Source organism: Pedobacter suwonensis, assembly GCF_007833675.1.
Classification (GTDB): domain Bacteria; phylum Bacteroidota; class Bacteroidia; order Sphingobacteriales; family Sphingobacteriaceae; genus Pedobacter; species Pedobacter suwonensis.
The window spans coordinates 3499595-3517462 of record NZ_CP031708.1; the positions used below are offsets into that span (position 1 = coordinate 3499595).

The window sequence follows — 17868 nt, forward strand, 5'->3', positions numbered from 1 at the left end:
AGTGGTAAAAATATAAAACGCAAATTTTTTGTAAATTCCTGTTGTGTTTAATGCCAAACGGTTAAATACTTCGAATCATTTGAAGCTGTGTCTAATGCTTTAATATTTTATATTTTTGCGTCATATACATTAATCATATGGAACAAATTACATGGGGCGACTTCGAAAAGGTTGAATTAAGGGTAGGTACTATTCTTGAGGCTTTCGAATTTCCTGAAGCCCGAAGACCAGCATATAAATTAAAGGTAGATTTCGGCGAATATGGTATCAAAATGAGCAGCGCGCAGATTACCAAACATTATACATTGGAAGAATTACCTGGAAAACAGATTGTCGGGGTGATCAATTTCCCTAAAAAACAAATCGGGAAATTTATGTCAGAATTTTTAGTAACCGGTTTCGCTGATGAAAACGGAGATATTGTATTAACTACGGTAGAGCGTAAAGTGCCGAACGGAAGTAAATTGGTTTAATAGTTAGCTTCCGGGGTTTACACGTAATTGCTGCGGCCAATTAGCCCTGATTGCAGCGGAAAGCCCGCAATCCCGGTTTTTCACCGGGAGAGGACTTGGAGCGTAAAGCAGGACTGAAGCAGCCAATGAGCGCTGATACTGCGCTCCAAAACCTAACCAATTTTCAACTCAGACTTCAGCAGTTTTGCCGGCCCTTTGCCGTTGGAGCCTCCGGAAGCCTTTTTTGGTCATTATTACCCTATATTTGCCTCATGAGTTTTTACAATTTCGAAAATACCGATCCCGAAGAAGAAGATATTCACTATATGAAACTGGCTTTGGAAGAGGCAAAAAAGGCTCTTGCCGAAGATGAAATTCCGATCGGGGCAATCGTAGTCAGTAAAAACAGGATTATAGGCCGTGGCTACAATTTAACCGAACGTTTTAACGATGTGACCGCACATGCTGAAATGCAGGCTTTTACCTCTGCCGCTCAAACCATTGGAGGTAAATATTTAAGGGATTGTACTTTATATGTAACCATTGAGCCTTGTGTAATGTGTGCCGGCGCAAGTTATTGGACACAGATCGGTCGCATTGTTTATGGCGCAAGGGAAGAAAAAAGAGGCTTTATCTCCAGGAATGCTCAACTGCTGCATCCTAAAACGCTTTTAAAAGGCGGCGTAATGGCTGAAGAATGCGGTATGCTGATGAAGGATTTCTTTGCGAAGAAGAGGTAGTTAGTCTAATTGTCCTCGTTTTTAATGAGGATTATTGAGCTGCGTATTTGTAATGCGTTAAGCGCTGGTATAGCAATTCAATCGCCGATATTGAGCATCCTTTGTTGTAAAGGAGGACGATGCTGATTTTACAAAAAACCTTCCAGCATTAAAGCCTTCAACATTACAACATTAACCCAGAAAGTGATTTGATGATAATAACATGAACAAATCTTAACGTTGTAATGTTATATTTGCTACAGAAATATTTTTTTAATCTTTAAACATAAAACTATGGCTTTTGAATTACCTGCGTTACATTACGCAACCGATGCATTAGAACCGCATATTGATAAAACCACCATGGAAATCCACCATGATAAACACCACCAGGCATATGTTACCAACCTAAACAAAGCGTTAGAAGGTAAGCCGGAGGCAAATTCAAGCATCGAGGAAATTGTTAAAAACATTTCAAAATACCCTGCAGCTGTTAGAAACAATGGCGGTGGACACTATAACCACTCTTTATTCTGGAACATTTTAGGTCCGAACAAAGGCGGTGAGCCAACCGGCGATTTAGCTAAAGCAATTAATGAAACTTTTGGCTCGTTTGCTCAGCTTAAGACTAAATTACAGGAGGCTGGTGCTACACGTTTTGGTTCAGGCTGGGCCTGGTTATCAGTAAGTGCAGATAAAAAACTTCAGGTTTCTTCTACACCTAACCAGGATAATCCTTTAATGGATATTGCCGAAGTAAAAGGAACGCCAATTTTGGGTATTGATGTTTGGGAGCACGCTTATTATTTAAAATATCAAAACAAACGCCCTGATTATTTAGCAGCAATCTGGAATGTAATCAACTGGGATGCAGTTGCTGAACTTTACAAAAAAGCTTTGTAAGCGAAACGTTTTATAAAATTGAAGAGAAGTCCCGGTGTAGATCGGGACTTTCTTGTTTTAAGATATTTAAGTAACTTCGCATATAAAATATTCAAAATGAAAAGGCTTGTAGTTTTATTTTTAATTATTGTTGGCGTAAATGTGCTGGTACGTGCACAACAGAATAAAATGCCTACCCCGGCAGAAATTGCTCAAAAGAATGTAGATGATCTGGAAAAACGATTAAAACTAAACGGTACGCAAAAAAGTGTCATTTATAGTTATACCTATAATCAGGCAAAAGAACAAGCTGATTTAATTAAAAGACAACAGGCCGGTAACTCACGCGAGGAGGATGTAGATAAATTTTATAAGCTTCAGAACGAAACCTCGAAAAACATCCGCAACGTTTTAAGGCCAGAGCAACAAACCGAATATGATAAAATTATTGAGGAGCGTTTAAGTGGTAAAGGTTTAAAATCAAAAAACAAGAAAAAGAAAAAAGGCGAAGAGGAAGAAGTGGAGAGTGATATCAAAGGATTGCTATCTGCTCCTCCGGTAGAAAAACAAAATCAGTAATTTTTTTAATTATCTGAGCTTTTTAGAAGATGAAAATCCTGCTGCAACAGGTTGTAAACTGGCGTGGCATTTAGATAAGGATCAAAAGTTAATTCACTAAATTTAAAAGATCTGTTTTATTTGATGTAGGCACTTACTGGAGTGTCGTCACCCTGATCCGATGGCTATCTGATTTATTTCAGGGTCTTTACATCAAGAAAGATGCTGAACTAAATTCAGCATGACGGTAGCGAAGCAAGCAATTAAATCCCAACAATATCTTTTTTCTTTTTTTGCTTCATCGCTTTTGGGATAATGACTAAAATCTCATCTTTTAAAGCGTTAAGCATCCGTTTCTTAATAAAGTTTTTATGGGTCACCAAACTAATCTCTCGTACAGGCTCTGGCGATTTAAAATGGCGTACCTTGTTGGTTTGCTTCGCATCCAGTTGTGCGATGGCCAATTCGGGTAATAGTGTTGCACCCCCATTTAAATCAACCATACGCACGAGGGTTTCTACACTACCTGTATTGTATTCGAGTCCCTGTAGCCTGTTGTTTTTTGTAGAACGGCAAATGTTCAATACCTGGTTTCGCATACAATGACCTTCATTTAAGAGCCAGATATTTTCGTCGTTCAGGTCTTCGGCATCAAGTGATTTCTTTTTGTACAGCTTGCTGTTTTTACTGATGTAACTTACAAAATTTTCATAGTACAGGGGAGTTTCTGTGATGTTTGGATCGGTGAGCGGCGTAGCTAAAATACCGCAATCCAGCACACCGGTTTTTAAGTGATGAATGATGTCTTCGGTGGTATATTCCCAGATTAAAAGCTTTAATTCAGGGTATTTATCCAGCATGGCCGAAATCACCTCTGGCAATAAATATGGGGCAATAGTTGGGATCACCCCGATTTTCAGCTCGCCCATTACATCTTGCTGCTGACTGCTGATCAACTCTTTAATTTTTCCGCTTTCCTGTAAGATAATTCTTGCCTGGGCAATAATCTGCGCACCAATTTCTGTCGGACTTACAGGCTGTTTGCTCCTGTCGAAAATTTTAACACTGATTAATTCCTCCAATTTTTGTACCTGCATACTTAAGGTAGGCTGGGTTACAAAACACTTTTCGGCTGCAGTTACGAAACTTCTATAAGTATCTACGGCAACAATATATTCGAGCTGAACTAAAGTCATATAGGTAAAATTGATTGATCATTCCAAATATATCAATTTTAACTATAATTAAAAATGATTGGCATTTTGCTGCATGATTTCAACCAAAATAATTGAATTATATGATTCTTTAAACAAAAAGTTGAAGAGCGATTTTAATCTGGTTAATTTAATTTCAGGTAATTATACTATTACCAGCTTAGCAGATTAATTAGTATTTTAGTAGATGAACAAGACCATTTTGCGTTTATTCCTTTTTGTTGTTTTTCTTCCACTATCCTTCGCGGTAAATGCCCAGGATAAACTTCCAGATTGGGCACTTGGGCCGTTTCTACGGCCAGAAAATGTAAATCCCATTATTTCGCCAAAAACAGAAAGTTTTTTTATGGATCCCATACTCAGGCAAAAAATAGCCTGGGAGGCCGGCGATGTCTTTAATCCCGCTGCCGCTGTACATAAAAATAAGATTTATGTATTATACCGTAGTGAAGATCGTTCTGGCAATGGAATAGGTATGCGTACTTCCAGGATAGGAATGGCAGAAAGCAGTGACGGCATTAAAATGAAACGTAGTCCGGAGCCGGTGTTCTATCCCGGTGAAGATGAGCAGAAAGCAAACGAATGGCCGGGTGGTTGCGAAGATCCACGTATTGCTGTTACTGCAGAGGGTATATATGTAATGTTATATACACAATGGAACCGCAATATATTCCGCCTCGCCGTGGCCACTTCCAAAGATTTAAAACACTGGACCAAACACGGTCCTGCGTTTGGTAAAGCCTATCATGGTAAATTTAAAGACCTCAAATGTAAATCTGGTTCAATTGTTACGAAGTTAGAAAACGGTAAACAGGTAATTGCCAAAATAAACGGTAAATATATGATGTACTGGGGCGAACGTTTCATGAATATTGCAACCTCAACTGACCTTGTTAACTGGGAGCCTGCATTAAACGCAAAGAATGAACTGGATATGATTGTGAAGCCCAGGGAACACTATTTCGATAGCGATTTAACAGAATGTGGTCCGCCGGCGATTGTTACCGACCAGGGCATATTGGTACTTTATAATGGCAAAAACAGGGGCGATGCCAGAAGGGATACTAACTATGTAGCCAATACCTATTCGGCCGGGCAGGTGTTATTCGATCTTAATAATCCATCAAAAGTGATTGCGCGGCTCGATCAACCTTTTTTTGTGCCTACAGCCCCTTTCGAAAAAAGTGGGCAATACCCTTCCGGTACGGTTTTTATGGAGGGGTTGGTCTATTTCAAAAAGAAGTGGTTTTTATATTATGGCTGTGCAGATAGCCGGGTAGCAGTAGCCGTTTATAATCCTGCTTCCCCAAAATAAAGTGCAAAACACAAGGGCGCAACGGTATGTTAAACGCCCTTGTAAATTTATTTAATATCGGCTTTCGAAATCCTGATAAGCCAGGGCAATACCTTCTTTAAGCTCGGTCGTATGTTTCCAGCCTAAACGATGAAGTTTACTAACATCCATTAATTTGCGTGGGGTGCCATCTGGTTTTGTGGCATCGAATACCAGTTCCCCGTCAAATCCCAGGACATCTTTGATTAGCAAAGCCAGGTCTTTGATGGTTAGATCCTGTCCGGTACCAATGTTGATCAAGTGTGGCTCGTTATAGTTTTGCATTAAGAAATAGCAGGCATCAGCTAAATCATCTGCAAATAAAAATTCGCGCATGGGTGAACCCGAACCCCAAACCACAACTTCTTTTTCATCGTTAATTTTTGCCTCATGCACCTTACGGATCAAAGCGGGCAAAACATGTGAGTTTTGAGGATGATAGTTATCATTAAAGCCATATAAATTTGTGGGCATTACGGAGATGAAATTACAGCCGTACTGATCGCGATAGGCATCGCACATTTTAATCCCTGCAATTTTGGCAATGGCATAAGGCTCGTTGGTGTGTTCTAAAGTGCCTGTTAAAAGGTAATCTTCTTTGAGAGGTTGCGGAGCCATTTTTGGGTAAATACAGCTCGAACCCAAAAACATCAGTTTCTTAACGTTATTTAAGTACGCGTTATGGATAACATTATTCTGGATGGCTAAATTTTCATAAAGAAAATCGGCTCTGTAAGTGTTGTTGGCTACGATACCACCAACTTTTGCTGCTGCAAGAAAGACATAATCCGGTTTTTCTTCAGTAAAGAAATCAGTAACCGCCTGTTGGCTGCGCAGATCAAGCTCTGATGAAGTTCTGGTAATGATGTTTTCGTAACCGTCTTTTTGCAGTTTGCGGTAAATGGCCGAGCCTACCATACCACGATGGCCTGCAACATATATTTTTGCGTTTTTTTCCACGGTAATTTTTATAAGGCACAAAAATACGATTCCTAAATAAAATTGGCACCAATCTTTGCGGCAAAAGAAACCCCGATTATTGATTTAATTGTATTTTTGCAGAAAAAAAACTTTTGGGTAAAGATAAACTTAGGCGTTTTGCAGAAATAGAAACATTTGCAAACGTATATCAATTAGAACAAGGAAAAGCTTTAAAGGGCAATTGGGCTTCAGCGCATTTTAAAAATGCAAACCCTATTGTACTGGAACTGGCCTGTGGAAAGGGTGAATACTCGGTAAATCTGGCGAGGCTATTTCCGGAGAAGAACTTTATTGGGGTGGATTACAAGGGCAACCGCATCTGGCGCGGAGCCAAAACGGCTATTGAAGATGGAATAGATAATGTTGCTTTTTTAAGGATACAGATTGAAAACATACTGGAATATTTTAATGAAGGAGAAATCGACGAAATCTGGATCACCTTTCCGGATCCACAGCCTCAGGATAGCCGTGAGAAAAAACGTTTAACTTTTCCGGCATTTTTGAACCGTTATAAATTGGTGTTAAAACCAGGTGGATATGTTAATCTGAAAACAGATAATGATCAGTTATATGCTTACACTTGCGAAAAGGTTGCAGAATTAAACCTGCCTGTACATAAAAATACCGATCATTTGTATACTTCAGATCTGGTTGATGAGGTACTGTCGATCAAAACCTATTACGAGAAGAAATACTTACTACACGACAAAAATATTAATTATATTCAGTTTTCTTTTGAATAATGAATACCAACTTTTATGAACAGGTTTATGAGATTGCCCGGTTAATTCCGAAAGGAAGGGTAACTTCTTATGGAGCCATCGCGAAAAGTTTAGGTGCAGCAAAATCATCAAGAATGGTAGGGCATGCCATGCTTTATGCCGGCGCCGCCCATCCCCAGGTACCTGCACATCGGGTAGTAAACAGCAGTGGATTGCTTACCGGAAAGTTCCATTTTAATCCACCGGAACTAATGGAAGAGTTGTTGAAACAAGAAGGCATTGAAGTGAAGAACGATAAAGTGGTAAACTTTAAAAAAGTATTCTGGAATCCACTGGAAGAAATCAACTTTGATTGAATAAAATTAACGTCATGCGCTCACTCAAAAAATCATTCATTCAATAATTAATTATTTATGGGAAAGCTTGTAGAAGAGTTTAACGGCTATCGTGAAAAAATGAACGATAGGATTATGGAAACGGCAAATACAAATATCAAACGTTTTTTTGCGCTTGATACAACTACTTATGCCGATGGAGCTTTGGACGTTAAAACGAAAGAGATGTTGGGTCTGGTGGCCTCAATGGTTTTGCGCTGCGATGATTGTATTAAATACCACCTGGGCAAATGTTTCGATGCCGGTGTAAACCATGATGAAATGAACGAAATTTTCATGATCGCCAATCTGGTAGGTGGTAGCATTGTAATACCGCATTACCGGAGAGCTGTAGAGTATTGGGACGAGTTGAATTCTAGTCCGGAGTCTTAAGTCCTAAGTCGATAGTCTTTTTCTCTTCCCAAATTATTATATTGGTTGAAAAAATATGGGAAAGTTTAGAGAATTAATCGCTTATAAAAAAGGATTCGCTCTTTTGATGGACATCTTTAATTTGACGAAAGATTTCCCAAAGTCAGAGCAATACAGTTTAGTAGATCAGATGCGTAGATCTTCAAGGTCTGTTTGTAGCAGTATCGGTGAAGCATACAAAAAGAGAAGATACCCAAATCACTTTGTAAGTAAACTTTCAGATGCAGATATGGAAAATGGTGAAACGCAAGTTTGGTTAGATGTAGCGCTAGCCTGTAATTATATCACCGAAGAAAAATTCAATTATTTGGATGCTCAGTGTGAAGAAATAAGCAAATTATTAAATTTCATGATCAGCCATCCTTCAAAATTCGCTTAGTATGACTCAAGACTCCGGACTCAAGACTAAGGACTCAGTAACACGCTGCTCCTGGGCCGGTTCCGATCCGCTTTATATTAAGTACCATGATGAAGAGTGGGGAAAACCTGTTTACGATGATCAGATTTTATTCGAATTTTTGATACTCGAAGGCGCACAAGCTGGTTTGAACTGGATTACCATCCTCAGAAGACGCGAAAACTACCGTAAGGCCTTTGCAGATTTTGATGTAAAGAAGGTAGCTGCTTTTACCGAAAAAGATGTAGAGAGACTGATGAACGATGAAGGCATTATCCGTAACCGTTTAAAAGTGACTGGTGCCATTACCAATGCCAAATTGTTTATGGAAATCCAGAAAGAATTTGGTAGCTTTTCTAAATATATATGGAGTTTTGTTCCGGAAAGCAAGCCCATCATAAACCATATTGAGAAGATGAGCGATGTTCCGCCTAGAACGGAACTGTCCGACCAGATCAGTAAAGACATGAAAAAACGTGGCTTCAAGTTTTTCGGCACCACCATCTGTTATGCATTTATGCAGGCAACCGGGATGGTGAACGATCATTTATTAAATTGTCGTACAAGATGATTTATGCAAAACGATCCTATAATCCTAAAAATCTATTATTAAGCCTGGCTTTATTTTTTTGCCGCATTATATTCCTTAACCCATTCAATAACATCCCTGCTATTAAAATCTGTTCCAGCTTCAACTTTGGCTTTTAATTCCGGCTGATCCCCTATTTTCTGCAGCAGGATATTTTTAACCTCTAACTTTTTAGCCTCCTCGGTTATTGCTTTCATCGGTACTTCCTGTAAAGGCCCCGCGCCGGGTTTTTCAATAAAATAGCGGACAGCAGGTGCTCCTGCAGGTCTTTCGGGAGCTGAGTTTCGTCCACCTCCAATACTGATACCGCCACCCATACCCATGCCACCAAAACCACCTGTTCCTGTTCCGATCCCAATTGATGGCCTGAATTTTACCTTTTTCTCTTTCACTTGTGGCACGAGTGTACCTCCGCCAAAAGAGTAAAGATTAACTGTTCCCATTTCAATGACCTTAACAAAACGATATTCGAAATTGCGGCCATTGGCAAATCCTTTGCTTACAAAGCTATCGCCATTCCAGAAGAAGTTTTTTACATCCTTTGCTGGCAAAATCATGTCCGCTTCATCGTTGGCACTGATGAAAACAGAAAAATAATCCGTGCCTTTTATCGTTCCACGGATCACCTCATCGTTATTTTTAACGATAAAATCTTGTGCATAAGTGGTAAACGTTATTGAAAAAAATAAAATAAAAAGGTTAAAAATCTTCATAAGTTAGCAATATCGGATACAACGTAGATTATTTAAAAATAATATCCAAAAACAGTAATGATTGAAACGCTCTCAGCATTTTGGGATTTCTTAAAAAAGCCAAAACTTCTAAAACTCAGTAAAGATAATAAATCTCTTTGGAGAGATCTAGTATGGTTGATTATACTCGATTTATTATTTGCTGGCATAATAATGGGCATTTATTATACGCTGCTACATTTCGAAATTATAGATGAATATGTTGAAAAATTCGATATTCTGAAAAAACTCGGTTTAACAGTAGCGCTAATTATTGCCTGTATTTTAGCTCCTTTATTAGAAGAATCATTGTTTAGGTGGCATTTAAGAAGTAAATACCTACCCATATATTTTGTTTGTTTTACTTTAGCCTTAATAGCCGATTATTTTATAAACAGCCCCTTTCTAAAATGGCCAATTTATACTTTTTCTTTTTCATATCCCTCATTATACGCGGATATTTTAAAAGAATGGATATCCGTAAAAAGGTGGTTTTTCAGCGGCAATCGTTTGGATACCTCTTTTATTATTCAGCCATCATATTTGGTTTAATCCATTTAACCAACATTAAAGACTTAACGCTTAGCGATCCGGTCTTCATTATATTTGTAATTTCGCAATTCTTTTCCGGACTATCTATGGGCTATATGCGCATTAAATATGGTTTAATTAACTCCATCTTACTACACAGCATCTTTAATTTTATAATGATATTACTAGAGTTCTTTTTCAGTTAAATTGAAACTATATCTTTTCTAAACCTTTAACTTTGGTTACTTTTATCATCCGGTAAATTCATTTATCGGTGTAATCATTAAATCAGTGTAATCACATGAATAAAAAACTCTTTCTCCTTGATGGTATGGCGCTTATGTACAGGGCGCATTTTGCACTCAGTAAAAATCCGCGTTTTACCTCAACAGGCATCAATACATCTGCAGTAATGGGCTTTACTAATACCTTGCTGGATGTTTTGAAGAAAGAAAAACCGACACATATTGCCGTAGTTTTCGATACGGACGCACCAACAGAAAGACATACTTCTTTCGAAGCCTATAAAGCACACCGCCAGGCCATGCCTGAAGACCTGGCTGCAGCAATGCCTTATGTACTTAAATTAATTACAGGTTTTAATATTCCGGTAATTACTTCTGATGGCTACGAAGCTGATGATATTATAGGTACACTGGCTAAAAAAGCGGAACAAAAAGGTTATCAGGTTTATTGTATGACGCCTGACAAGGATTTTGCCCAGTTGGTTTCTGAAAATATCTTTATTTATAAACCAGCCCGCATGGGCAACGATATGGAAATATTGGGTGTAAAAGAAGTATTGGCTAAGTGGGAGGTCGAAAATGTATTACAGGTTATTGATATCCTGGGATTATGGGGTGATGCTGTAGATAATATTCCGGGTATTCCGGGGATTGGGGAGAAAACCGCAAAAGCCCTGATCAAGCAATACGGTTCTATGGAGAACATTATTGCCCATTCACATGAGCTAAAAGGAAAACAACGTGAGAATGTAGAAAATTTTGCAGAACAGGGATTAATATCCAAAAAACTAGCCACCATTCTGTTAGATGTTCCGGTTGAACTTGACGAAGCCAGTTTAGAACTTTGTGATCCAAGCCGCGATTTGTTGGAGCCATTATTTACCGAATTGGAATTCAGGACGCTAGGGCGCAGGGTATTTGGTGATGAATTCTCGGTAACCACAGCCCGCTTCCAGGAAGGTACTCAAACCGATTTGTTTGGCAATCAATCTGGAGAAACCATCCAATATACCAATACGCTGGAGGAAGAACCAGCAGAAAAATTACCAGCTAAAACCATTGAAAACACGGAACATGATTACCAATTGGTTGATTCTGCCGAACAGCGTGCTGACCTGATTAAGTTGTTGCTAGCCGAAAAGCGGATATCATTCGATACTGAGACTACAGGTACCGATGCAAACATGGCCGATTTGGTGGGTCTATCGTTTTCCATTAAACCTGGAACAGGTTATTATATTCCGGTTCCTGCCGAAAGAGCAGCGGCACAGTCAATTATTGATGAATTTAGAGCCGTATTGGAAAATGAAGCTATCGAGAAAATCGGTCAGAATACCAAATACGATATCCTGGTATTAAAATGGTATGGCGTAGAAGTAAAAGGAAAAGTTTTTGATACCATGCTGGCGCATTACCTGATTGATCCCGATACACGCCATGGAATGGACGTTCTATCGGAAAACTATCTTGGTTACTCACCGATCTCGATTACCAAACTGATCGGGGCAAAAGGTAAAAACCAGCTTACGATGCGAGATGTTCCTGTGGCAGATGTAGTAGATTATGCCGCTGAAGATGCCGATGTAACTTTGCAGCTGGCACACATCTTTGAACCCAAATTAAAAGAACTAAATGCAGCCAAACTTGCCGAAGAAATTGAAAACCCTTTGGTTTATGTATTGGCAGATATAGAGAAAGAAGGTGTTCGGATTGATATTGAAACCTTACAGGCTTATTCCAAAGAGCTGGAGACTGAAATTATCAAATTCGAACAGAATGTGTACGACAAAGCCGGAATTAAATTTAACCTCGCATCACCAAAGCAATTGGGAGAGGTTTTATTTGATAAACTTCAGCTCGATCCGAAAGCCAAAAAAACAAAAACCGGTCAGTACCAAACCGGAGAAGATATTTTAATGGCCTTAGCCAGTAAAAGTGATATTGTACAGGATATTTTAGATTTCCGTCAGTTACAAAAACTTAAATCAACCTATGTGGATGCATTGCCACTTATGGTTAATCCTAAAACCGGGAGGGTGCATACTTCTTATAATCAGGCGGTTGCTGCAACCGGAAGATTGAGTTCCAATAATCCCAATTTACAGAATATCCCGATCCGTACCGAGCGTGGAAGAGAAGTGCGTAAAGCTTTTATTGCAAGAGATGAAAACCACATTTTGTTATCAGCCGATTATTCGCAGATAGAGTTGCGCATTATTGCAGAGATAAGCAAGGAAGAAAACATGCTTGATGCTTTTAGCAAAGGGATTGATATCCACACGGCAACAGCAGCCAAAGTATATGGCGTTAGTATTGAAGAAGTGGATGGAACGCAACGCAGAAATGCCAAAGCGGTTAACTTTGGGATCATTTATGGCCAATCTGCCTTTGGTTTATCGCAGAACTTAGGTATTCCTCGTAAAGAAGCGGCTGAAATCATTGAGCAGTATTTTGCCCAGTATCCTGGTATTAAACGTTACATGAGCGATACCATGAATTTTGCACGAGAGAATGGCTATGTAGAAACCATAATGGGTAGAAGACGTTATTTGAGAGACATTAATTCGGCTAACCAGACCGTAAGGGGTTTTGCTGAACGGAATGCCATCAACGCACCTATTCAGGGCTCTGCGGCCGATATGATCAAGATTGCCATGATCAATATCCATAAAGAGATGAAAGCACAAAATCTGCAATCAACCATGACCATGCAGGTACATGACGAGTTGGTTTTTGATGTGCTTAGATCGGAAAAAGAGGCAATGAAGGCAATTATCCAGGATAAGATGGCCAATGCCATTAAATTAACTGTACCGATTGTGGTAGAAATTGGTGAGGGCAATAATTGGCTTGAGGCACATTAAATTCATAATGAGATGGTGCAGAATTATCTTAAATCAAAATGTTTATTATCTTCATTAAAACTTCATATCGATTTTAGAATTTTATATCAACAAAATAAACGAGTAAAATAAAAAATCAGAAATTATGAAACCTCGGAGTGAAACGAAGAAGCTTCATAACAATTAAAAAAAATCTAAAAATTATGAAAAAGTTATTGAGTTTAATCGCAATCGCAGCATTTGGTTTAACAACAGCATTTGCTCAAACACCAGCAACAGCCACTCCAGCTAAAGCTAAAACCGTTGTAAAAAAAGAAGTTAAAACAACAACAGCACCAGTTAAAGCAGGAGCAAAACAGGAAGCTAAAAAAGTAGAGACTAAAACGACTACTACAGCTGCTAAAGTAAAAGCAGACGGTACACCAGATATGCGTTTTAAAGAAAATAAAGCTAAGGCAGTAACCAAAGTTGCTGGCCCAACTAAAAAAGACGGTACAGCAGATATGCGTTACAAAGCAAATAAAGCTGCCGCCAAAAAAAATTAGGTTCAGGTTTATAATTTGAAAGGTCTCCAATGAAAACTGGAGGCCTTTTTTTGTTTAAGATAATTTAATCTTAGTGGCGTCACCCTAAAAAAATCGTCATCCCGACCGGAACGCAGTGTAGCGGAGAGATCTACCTTGAGATAGATTTCTCTCCCGAACATTCGGGATTGCACTTCAGTCGAAATGACGGTTCGGCGAAACTATAAACTTATGGTTTCACCAATCTCCGGTAGTAATAAGGTTTTCTGCTCGCGTGCAAATTTATCTAACGCGGTCTGGGTATCAATTTCGATCACCGGGAAAGTATTATAGTGAACGCCAATTACTTTATCGCAATCGAAATATTTTGTTGCAATCAAAGCATCATCAACATCCATGGTATAATTTCCACCAATCGGTAAGATGGCATAATCCAGGTTATAAATATCCGCTAAAACTTTCATCTCGATGGTTAAACCCGTATCGCCTGCAAAATAAATTTGTTTACCGTCAACCTCAAGCACAAAACCAGCAGGATTTCCGCCATAACTTCCGTCAGGTAGGCTAGATGAATGTGTGGCAGGTACCATGCGTACGGTTCCCCAATCGAAGGTGAATTTGCCAAAATTCATTCCGTGTACTTTCTCTATGCCCTGTTTAGAAACCCAATCGATAATCTCCGGCATTGCAATAACCGTCGCCTGAGTTTGTTTAGCCAGCTCAACCAAGTCTGCTACGTGGTCGGCATGACCATGGCTTACCAAGATATAATCAGCCTCAATCGCCTTAGTGTCTATGTTTTTCGCTAACGGGTTGTGCGATATAAACGGATCAAATAATAATTTTTTACCAGCTGTTTCCAACACGAAACAGGATTGGCCGTAATAAGTATATTTCATAGTTTTCGTATCAAGTAGGTTGATTTGAGTATCAAGATAATTTGATGATATATTATTGGCCAAACATGCCACCTAAGCCACCCAGCATATCTTGTGCTGATGCCTGCATTTCGGCTGCGCTTACTTGTTCTGCACTTGCCATTGCTTTGTTAATAGCGGTTAGCAACAGTTCTTCCAATTCTTCTTTATCAGCACCTTTTAAAAATTCTTCATCAATGGCAACCGCAGTAATGGCCTTATTTGCCGTTGCAGTAATTCTGATGGCACCATTTTCAACTTCCCCGTATACGGATATGGTATCCAGGCGTTTTTTAATTTCTTCGGCTTTTTGTTGTGCCGCAAATAATTTATCGAACATAATCGTTTTCTTTTATAATAAAACTAAATCCGGCCTAAAATGGTATTGGCCTCATCGAGGAAGCGCTCAATCTTTTTAGTGCCTATAAAGCTTTTAAGGTTTAATACGGTTGTTTTGTTTTTAGCAGGCAAAAAAATCTCTGCCCTAACTTCGGTGCCAGAATAAATAAAATTAGTGGTTTTACGGATCACCTGAAAGCGGATTAGTTCATCAAAGGAATATTCTTTATTAAAACGACCGGCAAAGGTTGAGCGGATAATCTTCTTCTGGTTTTTATCAAATCGAATACTGGAGGTTGCTGCGAAAAGTAAAGCAAAGCCAATTATCGCTGGGAAATATGTCAACAGTATTTTTTGAAAGGATCCTTCTCCTGAAATAAAATCAGGACTAAACAATATGGCAACGGTAGCACCGATGAAAATCAATCCAAAAATAAAACTTCCTGTTTTGTTATCGCGCAATTGGTAAACACCACTTTCTTCTCTGAAAAATTTAAAGTCGTAAATAGCCTGTTTAGGAATTATGGGCGCATTAGCGAAAACGAGTTCATCAATTTTTGGCAATACCTCCTGCTGAAAAGCAATTAGGTTGACATCAGTAGGTTTACTATATCCGGCAGAAACCAATAAACCACTGCCGTGCCGGTTACTTTTTCTAAACAGTTTATAATTAAAGCCGCTCCCTAATACTTCGTATGGTTCAACAGAAGCAATATCATCGAAAGGGATTGATCCGATGGGCAAAAAAGCAATCTTTTTATATAAAACCCTGCTGCTTCCGTCAAAAATTACTTTTGTTTCGGCAGCAAAAATCAACATCAGAGGAATCAACAAAAAGATGGCATAATATCCCAAGGTAAAACCCCTAGAATAACCCGGCATTGATCTGAACAAAAAGAAAATGAACGCCGCAAAAAGTACAAAAAAAATAATGCCAATAATCCTTAAATTTCTTTTAGGATAGATGGTTAATGTATCCGGTCCGATTATCCATTTTGTTTTTGCCATAATTTTAGTCTTCGTCTGATCCAGGTAAACTGCCGTTGCCGTGGTATGCACCTTTACGTATAATGGGCATATTTAAATGCTTGTAAAGGTCATCCAAATGCATTAAACTACCGTTTGTTAAGTTACCTAAAAATATAACCAGAATATTTTTGCTTAAGTCTCTTACATAAATATGACGGAAACCGTGCCACCATCCCGTGTGGTATACTACTTTGTCCATATTCTCGCCGTCAAACATTCTCCAGCCATAACCATAATTAAAGTGGCCATTTACAGGCTTGTTACGGCCCAAATAAGCAGAATCGAGGCTCTTTTTAGTTAGTAATCTACCATTCTTTAAATATTTATCAAATAATACCAAATCATGTACGGTACTATAAATGCCCTTATCTCCAACTGGGCCGTCCAAAAAGTTCTGTGCTACGGAATAGCGCCAGGTACGGTCGTGACCTACTACATCAACCGGGATTTTTTCATATTCGGTTGTACTATATACGTGCGTATGTTTTAATCCGGCTGGTTTAAATACATGCTCCATCATATATTGCGAATAACGCTGGCCGGTTACCTTCTCTATAATAGCCCCCAATACCATAAAATTTGAATTGTTATAATGGAATCGGTTATCTGGTTTGGTATATGGATTAGGTTTGCGCTCGGCAATAACGTTCATTACTTCCTGGTTGGTAACGCCTTTTTTCATGTTGCGTTTTTCTTTACGCCAGATATCATCAATAAAATAAACGTAGTTCATCATGCCACTGCGGTGCGAAAGTAACAGCTTTACCGTAATGCCATCGTAAGGGAAATTCGGATAGAATTTTTTTACATCATCGTTTAACGAAAGTTTTCCGGCTTCTACCAGCTGCATAATGGCTGTGCCGGTAAATGTTTTGGTAATAGAGGCCAGTTCGAACTCCGAATTGATGTTTAAGCTATCACGATGGAGATAATCGGCCCAGCCGATTGCTTTTTCATAAAGAATTTTTCCATCTTTTGCCACCAGCATATTTCCGTTGAAGCCATATTTTTTATGCAGGTTATCTACAAAGTCAGCGATCCACTTGTCGCCTTTTTGCGGGTTGTAAACCAGCAAGAGGCTATCTGCCTTATCATCTTCTTTGGTACGGACTTTTTTATCAGCTTCCTTTTTTTCTTCAGATTTTTTACCTGAGCAGGCAGTTAGTAAAGTTGCAGAGAGGGCTAATGCTGAACATATATATCGAAAATTCATTTATACTGGGGATAGTGTATTTAAAACCCGAAAATTAAAGAATTTTAGACGGTTGCAACAAAAGAGTTTTACACATTTTCGCAATTTTGGCCATACCAGCACTCAAATAAATGTCCTTTGCTTCCGTAAACCGGGTCGCTATCTGGATTTTTTACCATAGAAATGGTTTTATCAGCTTCAGGACGCTCCTCTGCCTGGCCATATTTAATATCATAATCTGAGCCATTCGGATATGCGCCAACAACCGTAAAGTCATCACTTGAGTTCAGCTTTTTATGGGCTACACCTGCTGGAATAATCACGACATCACCTTTATCCAATTCGATGCAAACACCGTGTTGGCCGCCAAATTGTACATCTGCTTTACCGCAAAATACCCCCATTACTTCGTGTGTATTGCTATGGTAGTGATGATAATCGAAGATGCCATCTACCCAGGAGTTGGTATAACCGTTTTGCGCAAAAACCCTTTTTATTACCTCTGCAGTATCATCAGGATGCAACCTGAATGTACCTTTGTATATCATCAATGGCAAATTGGGATTGTTGGGGAAATTGCCATTTTCTTCAATTTTATGTGCAACGAGATAAGCTTCTTGTATCAGTTTTTCTTTGTCCATGATTTTAGGGTGTTTCAATAGTTAACAATGTAATTGGAAAAGGGTTTCGAGATTTGATGAATTGGGATGATAGTGATTCGTGCGGACACGACCACGGCGTAAAGCAAAGGGTTTAGATTTATCAGGTTTTTCTCCCGCAGATTTGGGAAGATAAACGCAGAGTTGCTCTCTTTTTCTTAAACTGATTTTATAATTTTGATAATTACAGAGATTATAATATTTT

At 38.9% G+C, this 17868-nt stretch carries 22 protein-coding genes; 14 read left to right on the forward strand and 8 right to left on the reverse strand.

The annotated features are described in order from the left end of the window. Positions 1-137: 137 nt before the first annotated feature. The 4 genes from DV942_RS14410 to DV942_RS14425 all read left to right on the forward strand — a co-directional run bounded on the left by DV942_RS14410 (position 138) and on the right by DV942_RS14425 (position 2632). Entirely contained in the window at positions 138-473 is a 336-nt protein-coding gene (locus DV942_RS14410) for a tRNA-binding protein (RefSeq protein WP_090980978.1), read from the forward strand. 251 nt (positions 474-724) lie between these two features. Then, complete coding sequence (locus DV942_RS14415) at positions 725-1192, forward strand: nucleoside deaminase (protein WP_145858573.1); 468 nt, start codon at positions 725-727, stop codon at positions 1190-1192. Positions 1193-1465: 273 nt separating this feature from the next. Beyond that, positions 1466-2074, forward strand: coding sequence for a superoxide dismutase (locus tag DV942_RS14420; RefSeq protein ID WP_145858575.1), 609 nt, complete (start codon positions 1466-1468; stop codon positions 2072-2074). 96 nt (positions 2075-2170) lie between these two features. Then, positions 2171-2632 carry a hypothetical protein gene (locus DV942_RS14425; protein ID WP_090980970.1) on the forward strand — a complete coding sequence of 154 codons (462 nt, stop codon included), beginning with the start codon at positions 2171-2173 and terminating at the stop codon, positions 2630-2632. 242 nt (positions 2633-2874) lie between these two features. On the opposite strand, the gene DV942_RS14430 is transcribed toward DV942_RS14425, so the two are convergent. Next, the gene (locus tag DV942_RS14430; protein ID WP_090980968.1) at positions 2875-3807 is read right to left on the reverse strand and encodes a hydrogen peroxide-inducible genes activator; all 933 of its coding nucleotides are present in this window, start codon (positions 3805-3807) and stop codon (positions 2875-2877) included. A 205-nt stretch (positions 3808-4012) separates the two neighbouring features. On the opposite strand from DV942_RS14430, the gene DV942_RS14435 reads away from it, so the two are divergent. Further along, positions 4013-5140 (forward strand): glycoside hydrolase family 130 protein, encoded by a 1128-nt coding sequence (locus DV942_RS14435; protein WP_145858577.1) that lies wholly within the window; start codon positions 4013-4015, stop codon positions 5138-5140. A gap of 51 nt (positions 5141-5191) precedes the next feature. On the opposite strand, the gene fcl is transcribed toward DV942_RS14435, so the two are convergent. Then, entirely contained in the window at positions 5192-6118 is a 927-nt protein-coding gene (gene fcl, locus DV942_RS14440; RefSeq protein ID WP_145858580.1) for a GDP-L-fucose synthase, read from the reverse strand. Between the two features lie 113 nt (positions 6119-6231). On the opposite strand from fcl, the gene trmB reads away from it, so the two are divergent. The 5 genes from trmB to DV942_RS14465 are packed head-to-tail and all read left to right on the forward strand — an operon-like array spanning position 6232 to position 8635. Then, entirely contained in the window at positions 6232-6882 is a 651-nt protein-coding gene (gene trmB / locus DV942_RS14445; RefSeq protein ID WP_145858582.1) for a tRNA (guanosine(46)-N7)-methyltransferase TrmB, read from the forward strand. Further along, positions 6882-7217, forward strand: coding sequence for an MGMT family protein (locus tag DV942_RS14450; protein ID WP_145858585.1), 336 nt, complete (start codon positions 6882-6884; stop codon positions 7215-7217). Before trmB ends, DV942_RS14450 begins: the two co-directional genes overlap by 1 nt. 57 nt (positions 7218-7274) lie before the next feature. Continuing rightward, complete coding sequence (locus DV942_RS14455; RefSeq protein WP_145858588.1) at positions 7275-7628, forward strand: carboxymuconolactone decarboxylase family protein; 354 nt, start codon at positions 7275-7277, stop codon at positions 7626-7628. A gap of 55 nt (positions 7629-7683) precedes the next feature. Then, positions 7684-8046: a four helix bundle protein gene (locus DV942_RS14460; protein ID WP_134204518.1), complete on the forward strand. Its 363-nt coding sequence runs from the start codon at positions 7684-7686 to the stop codon at positions 8044-8046. A 1-nt stretch (position 8047) separates the two neighbouring features. Beyond that, positions 8048-8635, forward strand: coding sequence for a DNA-3-methyladenine glycosylase I (locus DV942_RS14465; RefSeq protein ID WP_145858591.1), 588 nt, complete (start codon positions 8048-8050; stop codon positions 8633-8635). Positions 8636-8685: 50 nt separating this feature from the next. On the opposite strand, the gene DV942_RS14470 is transcribed toward DV942_RS14465, so the two are convergent. Then, positions 8686-9366, reverse strand: a complete 681-nt coding sequence (locus DV942_RS14470; protein WP_134204522.1) for a hypothetical protein — start codon at positions 9364-9366, stop codon at positions 8686-8688. 57 nt (positions 9367-9423) lie between these two features. On the opposite strand from DV942_RS14470, the gene DV942_RS23845 reads away from it, so the two are divergent. The 4 genes from DV942_RS23845 (at position 9424) to DV942_RS14485 (ending at position 13548) form a co-directional block, all read left to right on the forward strand. Beyond that, positions 9424-9936 (forward strand): hypothetical protein, encoded by a 513-nt coding sequence (locus DV942_RS23845; RefSeq protein WP_244950701.1) that lies wholly within the window; start codon positions 9424-9426, stop codon positions 9934-9936. Next, positions 9855-10121 carry a CPBP family glutamic-type intramembrane protease gene (locus tag DV942_RS24165; protein ID WP_403001974.1) on the forward strand — a complete coding sequence of 89 codons (267 nt, stop codon included), beginning with the start codon at positions 9855-9857 and terminating at the stop codon, positions 10119-10121. Before DV942_RS23845 ends, DV942_RS24165 begins: the two co-directional genes overlap by 82 nt. Positions 10122-10216: 95 nt before the next feature. Continuing rightward, positions 10217-13024, forward strand: a complete 2808-nt coding sequence (gene polA, locus DV942_RS14480) for a DNA polymerase I (RefSeq protein WP_145858597.1) — start codon at positions 10217-10219, stop codon at positions 13022-13024. A gap of 182 nt (positions 13025-13206) precedes the next feature. Next, positions 13207-13548: a hypothetical protein gene (locus DV942_RS14485; RefSeq protein WP_090980946.1), complete on the forward strand. Its 342-nt coding sequence runs from the start codon at positions 13207-13209 to the stop codon at positions 13546-13548. A 200-nt stretch (positions 13549-13748) separates the two neighbouring features. Here the strand turns inward: DV942_RS14485 and DV942_RS14490 are convergent, their stop codons facing one another. The 5 genes from DV942_RS14490 to DV942_RS14510 all read right to left on the reverse strand — a co-directional run bounded on the left by DV942_RS14490 (position 13749) and on the right by DV942_RS14510 (position 17645). Then, positions 13749-14426: a metal-dependent hydrolase gene (locus DV942_RS14490; protein ID WP_145858599.1), complete on the reverse strand. Its 678-nt coding sequence runs from the start codon at positions 14424-14426 to the stop codon at positions 13749-13751. A 52-nt stretch (positions 14427-14478) separates the two neighbouring features. Further along, a complete protein-coding gene (locus tag DV942_RS14495; RefSeq protein ID WP_090980942.1) occupies positions 14479-14784 on the reverse strand; it encodes a YbaB/EbfC family nucleoid-associated protein in 306 nt (101 codons plus the stop codon). Positions 14785-14807: 23 nt separating this feature from the next. Next, positions 14808-15791 (reverse strand): hypothetical protein, encoded by a 984-nt coding sequence (locus tag DV942_RS14500; RefSeq protein WP_145858602.1) that lies wholly within the window; start codon positions 15789-15791, stop codon positions 14808-14810. A gap of 4 nt (positions 15792-15795) precedes the next feature. Continuing rightward, positions 15796-17025, reverse strand: coding sequence for a serine hydrolase domain-containing protein (locus tag DV942_RS14505; protein WP_145858605.1), 1230 nt, complete (start codon positions 17023-17025; stop codon positions 15796-15798). 68 nt (positions 17026-17093) lie between these two features. Beyond that, the gene (locus DV942_RS14510; RefSeq protein ID WP_145858607.1) at positions 17094-17645 is read right to left on the reverse strand and encodes a cupin domain-containing protein; all 552 of its coding nucleotides are present in this window, start codon (positions 17643-17645) and stop codon (positions 17094-17096) included. Positions 17646-17868 lie beyond the last annotated feature (223 nt).

Excerpts from the sequence above, each read along its gene's own strand:
- DV942_RS14450 (WP_145858585.1), top strand. The coding sequence starts at position 6,882 with ATGAATACCAACTTTTATGAACAGGTTTATGAGATTGCCCGGTTAATT.
- DV942_RS14505 (WP_145858605.1), bottom strand. The coding sequence starts at position 17,025 with ATGAATTTTCGATATATATGTTCAGCATTAGCCCTCTCTGCAACTTTA.
- DV942_RS14465 (WP_145858591.1), top strand. The coding sequence starts at position 8,048 with ATGACTCAAGACTCCGGACTCAAGACTAAGGACTCAGTAACACGCTGC.
- DV942_RS14460 (WP_134204518.1), top strand. The coding sequence starts at position 7,684 with ATGGGAAAGTTTAGAGAATTAATCGCTTATAAAAAAGGATTCGCTCTT.
- DV942_RS14495 (WP_090980942.1), bottom strand. The coding sequence starts at position 14,784 with ATGTTCGATAAATTATTTGCGGCACAACAAAAAGCCGAAGAAATTAAA.
- DV942_RS14470 (WP_134204522.1), bottom strand. The coding sequence starts at position 9,366 with ATGAAGATTTTTAACCTTTTTATTTTATTTTTTTCAATAACGTTTACC.
- DV942_RS14510 (WP_145858607.1), bottom strand. The coding sequence starts at position 17,645 with ATGGACAAAGAAAAACTGATACAAGAAGCTTATCTCGTTGCACATAAA.
- DV942_RS14430 (WP_090980968.1), bottom strand. The coding sequence starts at position 3,807 with ATGACTTTAGTTCAGCTCGAATATATTGTTGCCGTAGATACTTATAGA.
- DV942_RS14420 (WP_145858575.1), top strand. The coding sequence starts at position 1,466 with ATGGCTTTTGAATTACCTGCGTTACATTACGCAACCGATGCATTAGAA.
- DV942_RS14455 (WP_145858588.1), top strand. The coding sequence starts at position 7,275 with ATGGGAAAGCTTGTAGAAGAGTTTAACGGCTATCGTGAAAAAATGAAC.
- DV942_RS14410 (WP_090980978.1), top strand. The coding sequence starts at position 138 with ATGGAACAAATTACATGGGGCGACTTCGAAAAGGTTGAATTAAGGGTA.
- polA (WP_145858597.1), top strand. The coding sequence starts at position 10,217 with ATGAATAAAAAACTCTTTCTCCTTGATGGTATGGCGCTTATGTACAGG.
- DV942_RS14485 (WP_090980946.1), top strand. The coding sequence starts at position 13,207 with ATGAAAAAGTTATTGAGTTTAATCGCAATCGCAGCATTTGGTTTAACA.
- DV942_RS14425 (WP_090980970.1), top strand. The coding sequence starts at position 2,171 with ATGAAAAGGCTTGTAGTTTTATTTTTAATTATTGTTGGCGTAAATGTG.
- DV942_RS14415 (WP_145858573.1), top strand. The coding sequence starts at position 725 with ATGAGTTTTTACAATTTCGAAAATACCGATCCCGAAGAAGAAGATATT.
- DV942_RS24165 (WP_403001974.1), top strand. The coding sequence starts at position 9,855 with ATGGATATCCGTAAAAAGGTGGTTTTTCAGCGGCAATCGTTTGGATAC.
- DV942_RS14435 (WP_145858577.1), top strand. The coding sequence starts at position 4,013 with ATGAACAAGACCATTTTGCGTTTATTCCTTTTTGTTGTTTTTCTTCCA.
- DV942_RS14490 (WP_145858599.1), bottom strand. The coding sequence starts at position 14,426 with ATGAAATATACTTATTACGGCCAATCCTGTTTCGTGTTGGAAACAGCT.
- DV942_RS23845 (WP_244950701.1), top strand. The coding sequence starts at position 9,424 with ATGATTGAAACGCTCTCAGCATTTTGGGATTTCTTAAAAAAGCCAAAA.
- DV942_RS14500 (WP_145858602.1), bottom strand. The coding sequence starts at position 15,791 with ATGGCAAAAACAAAATGGATAATCGGACCGGATACATTAACCATCTAT.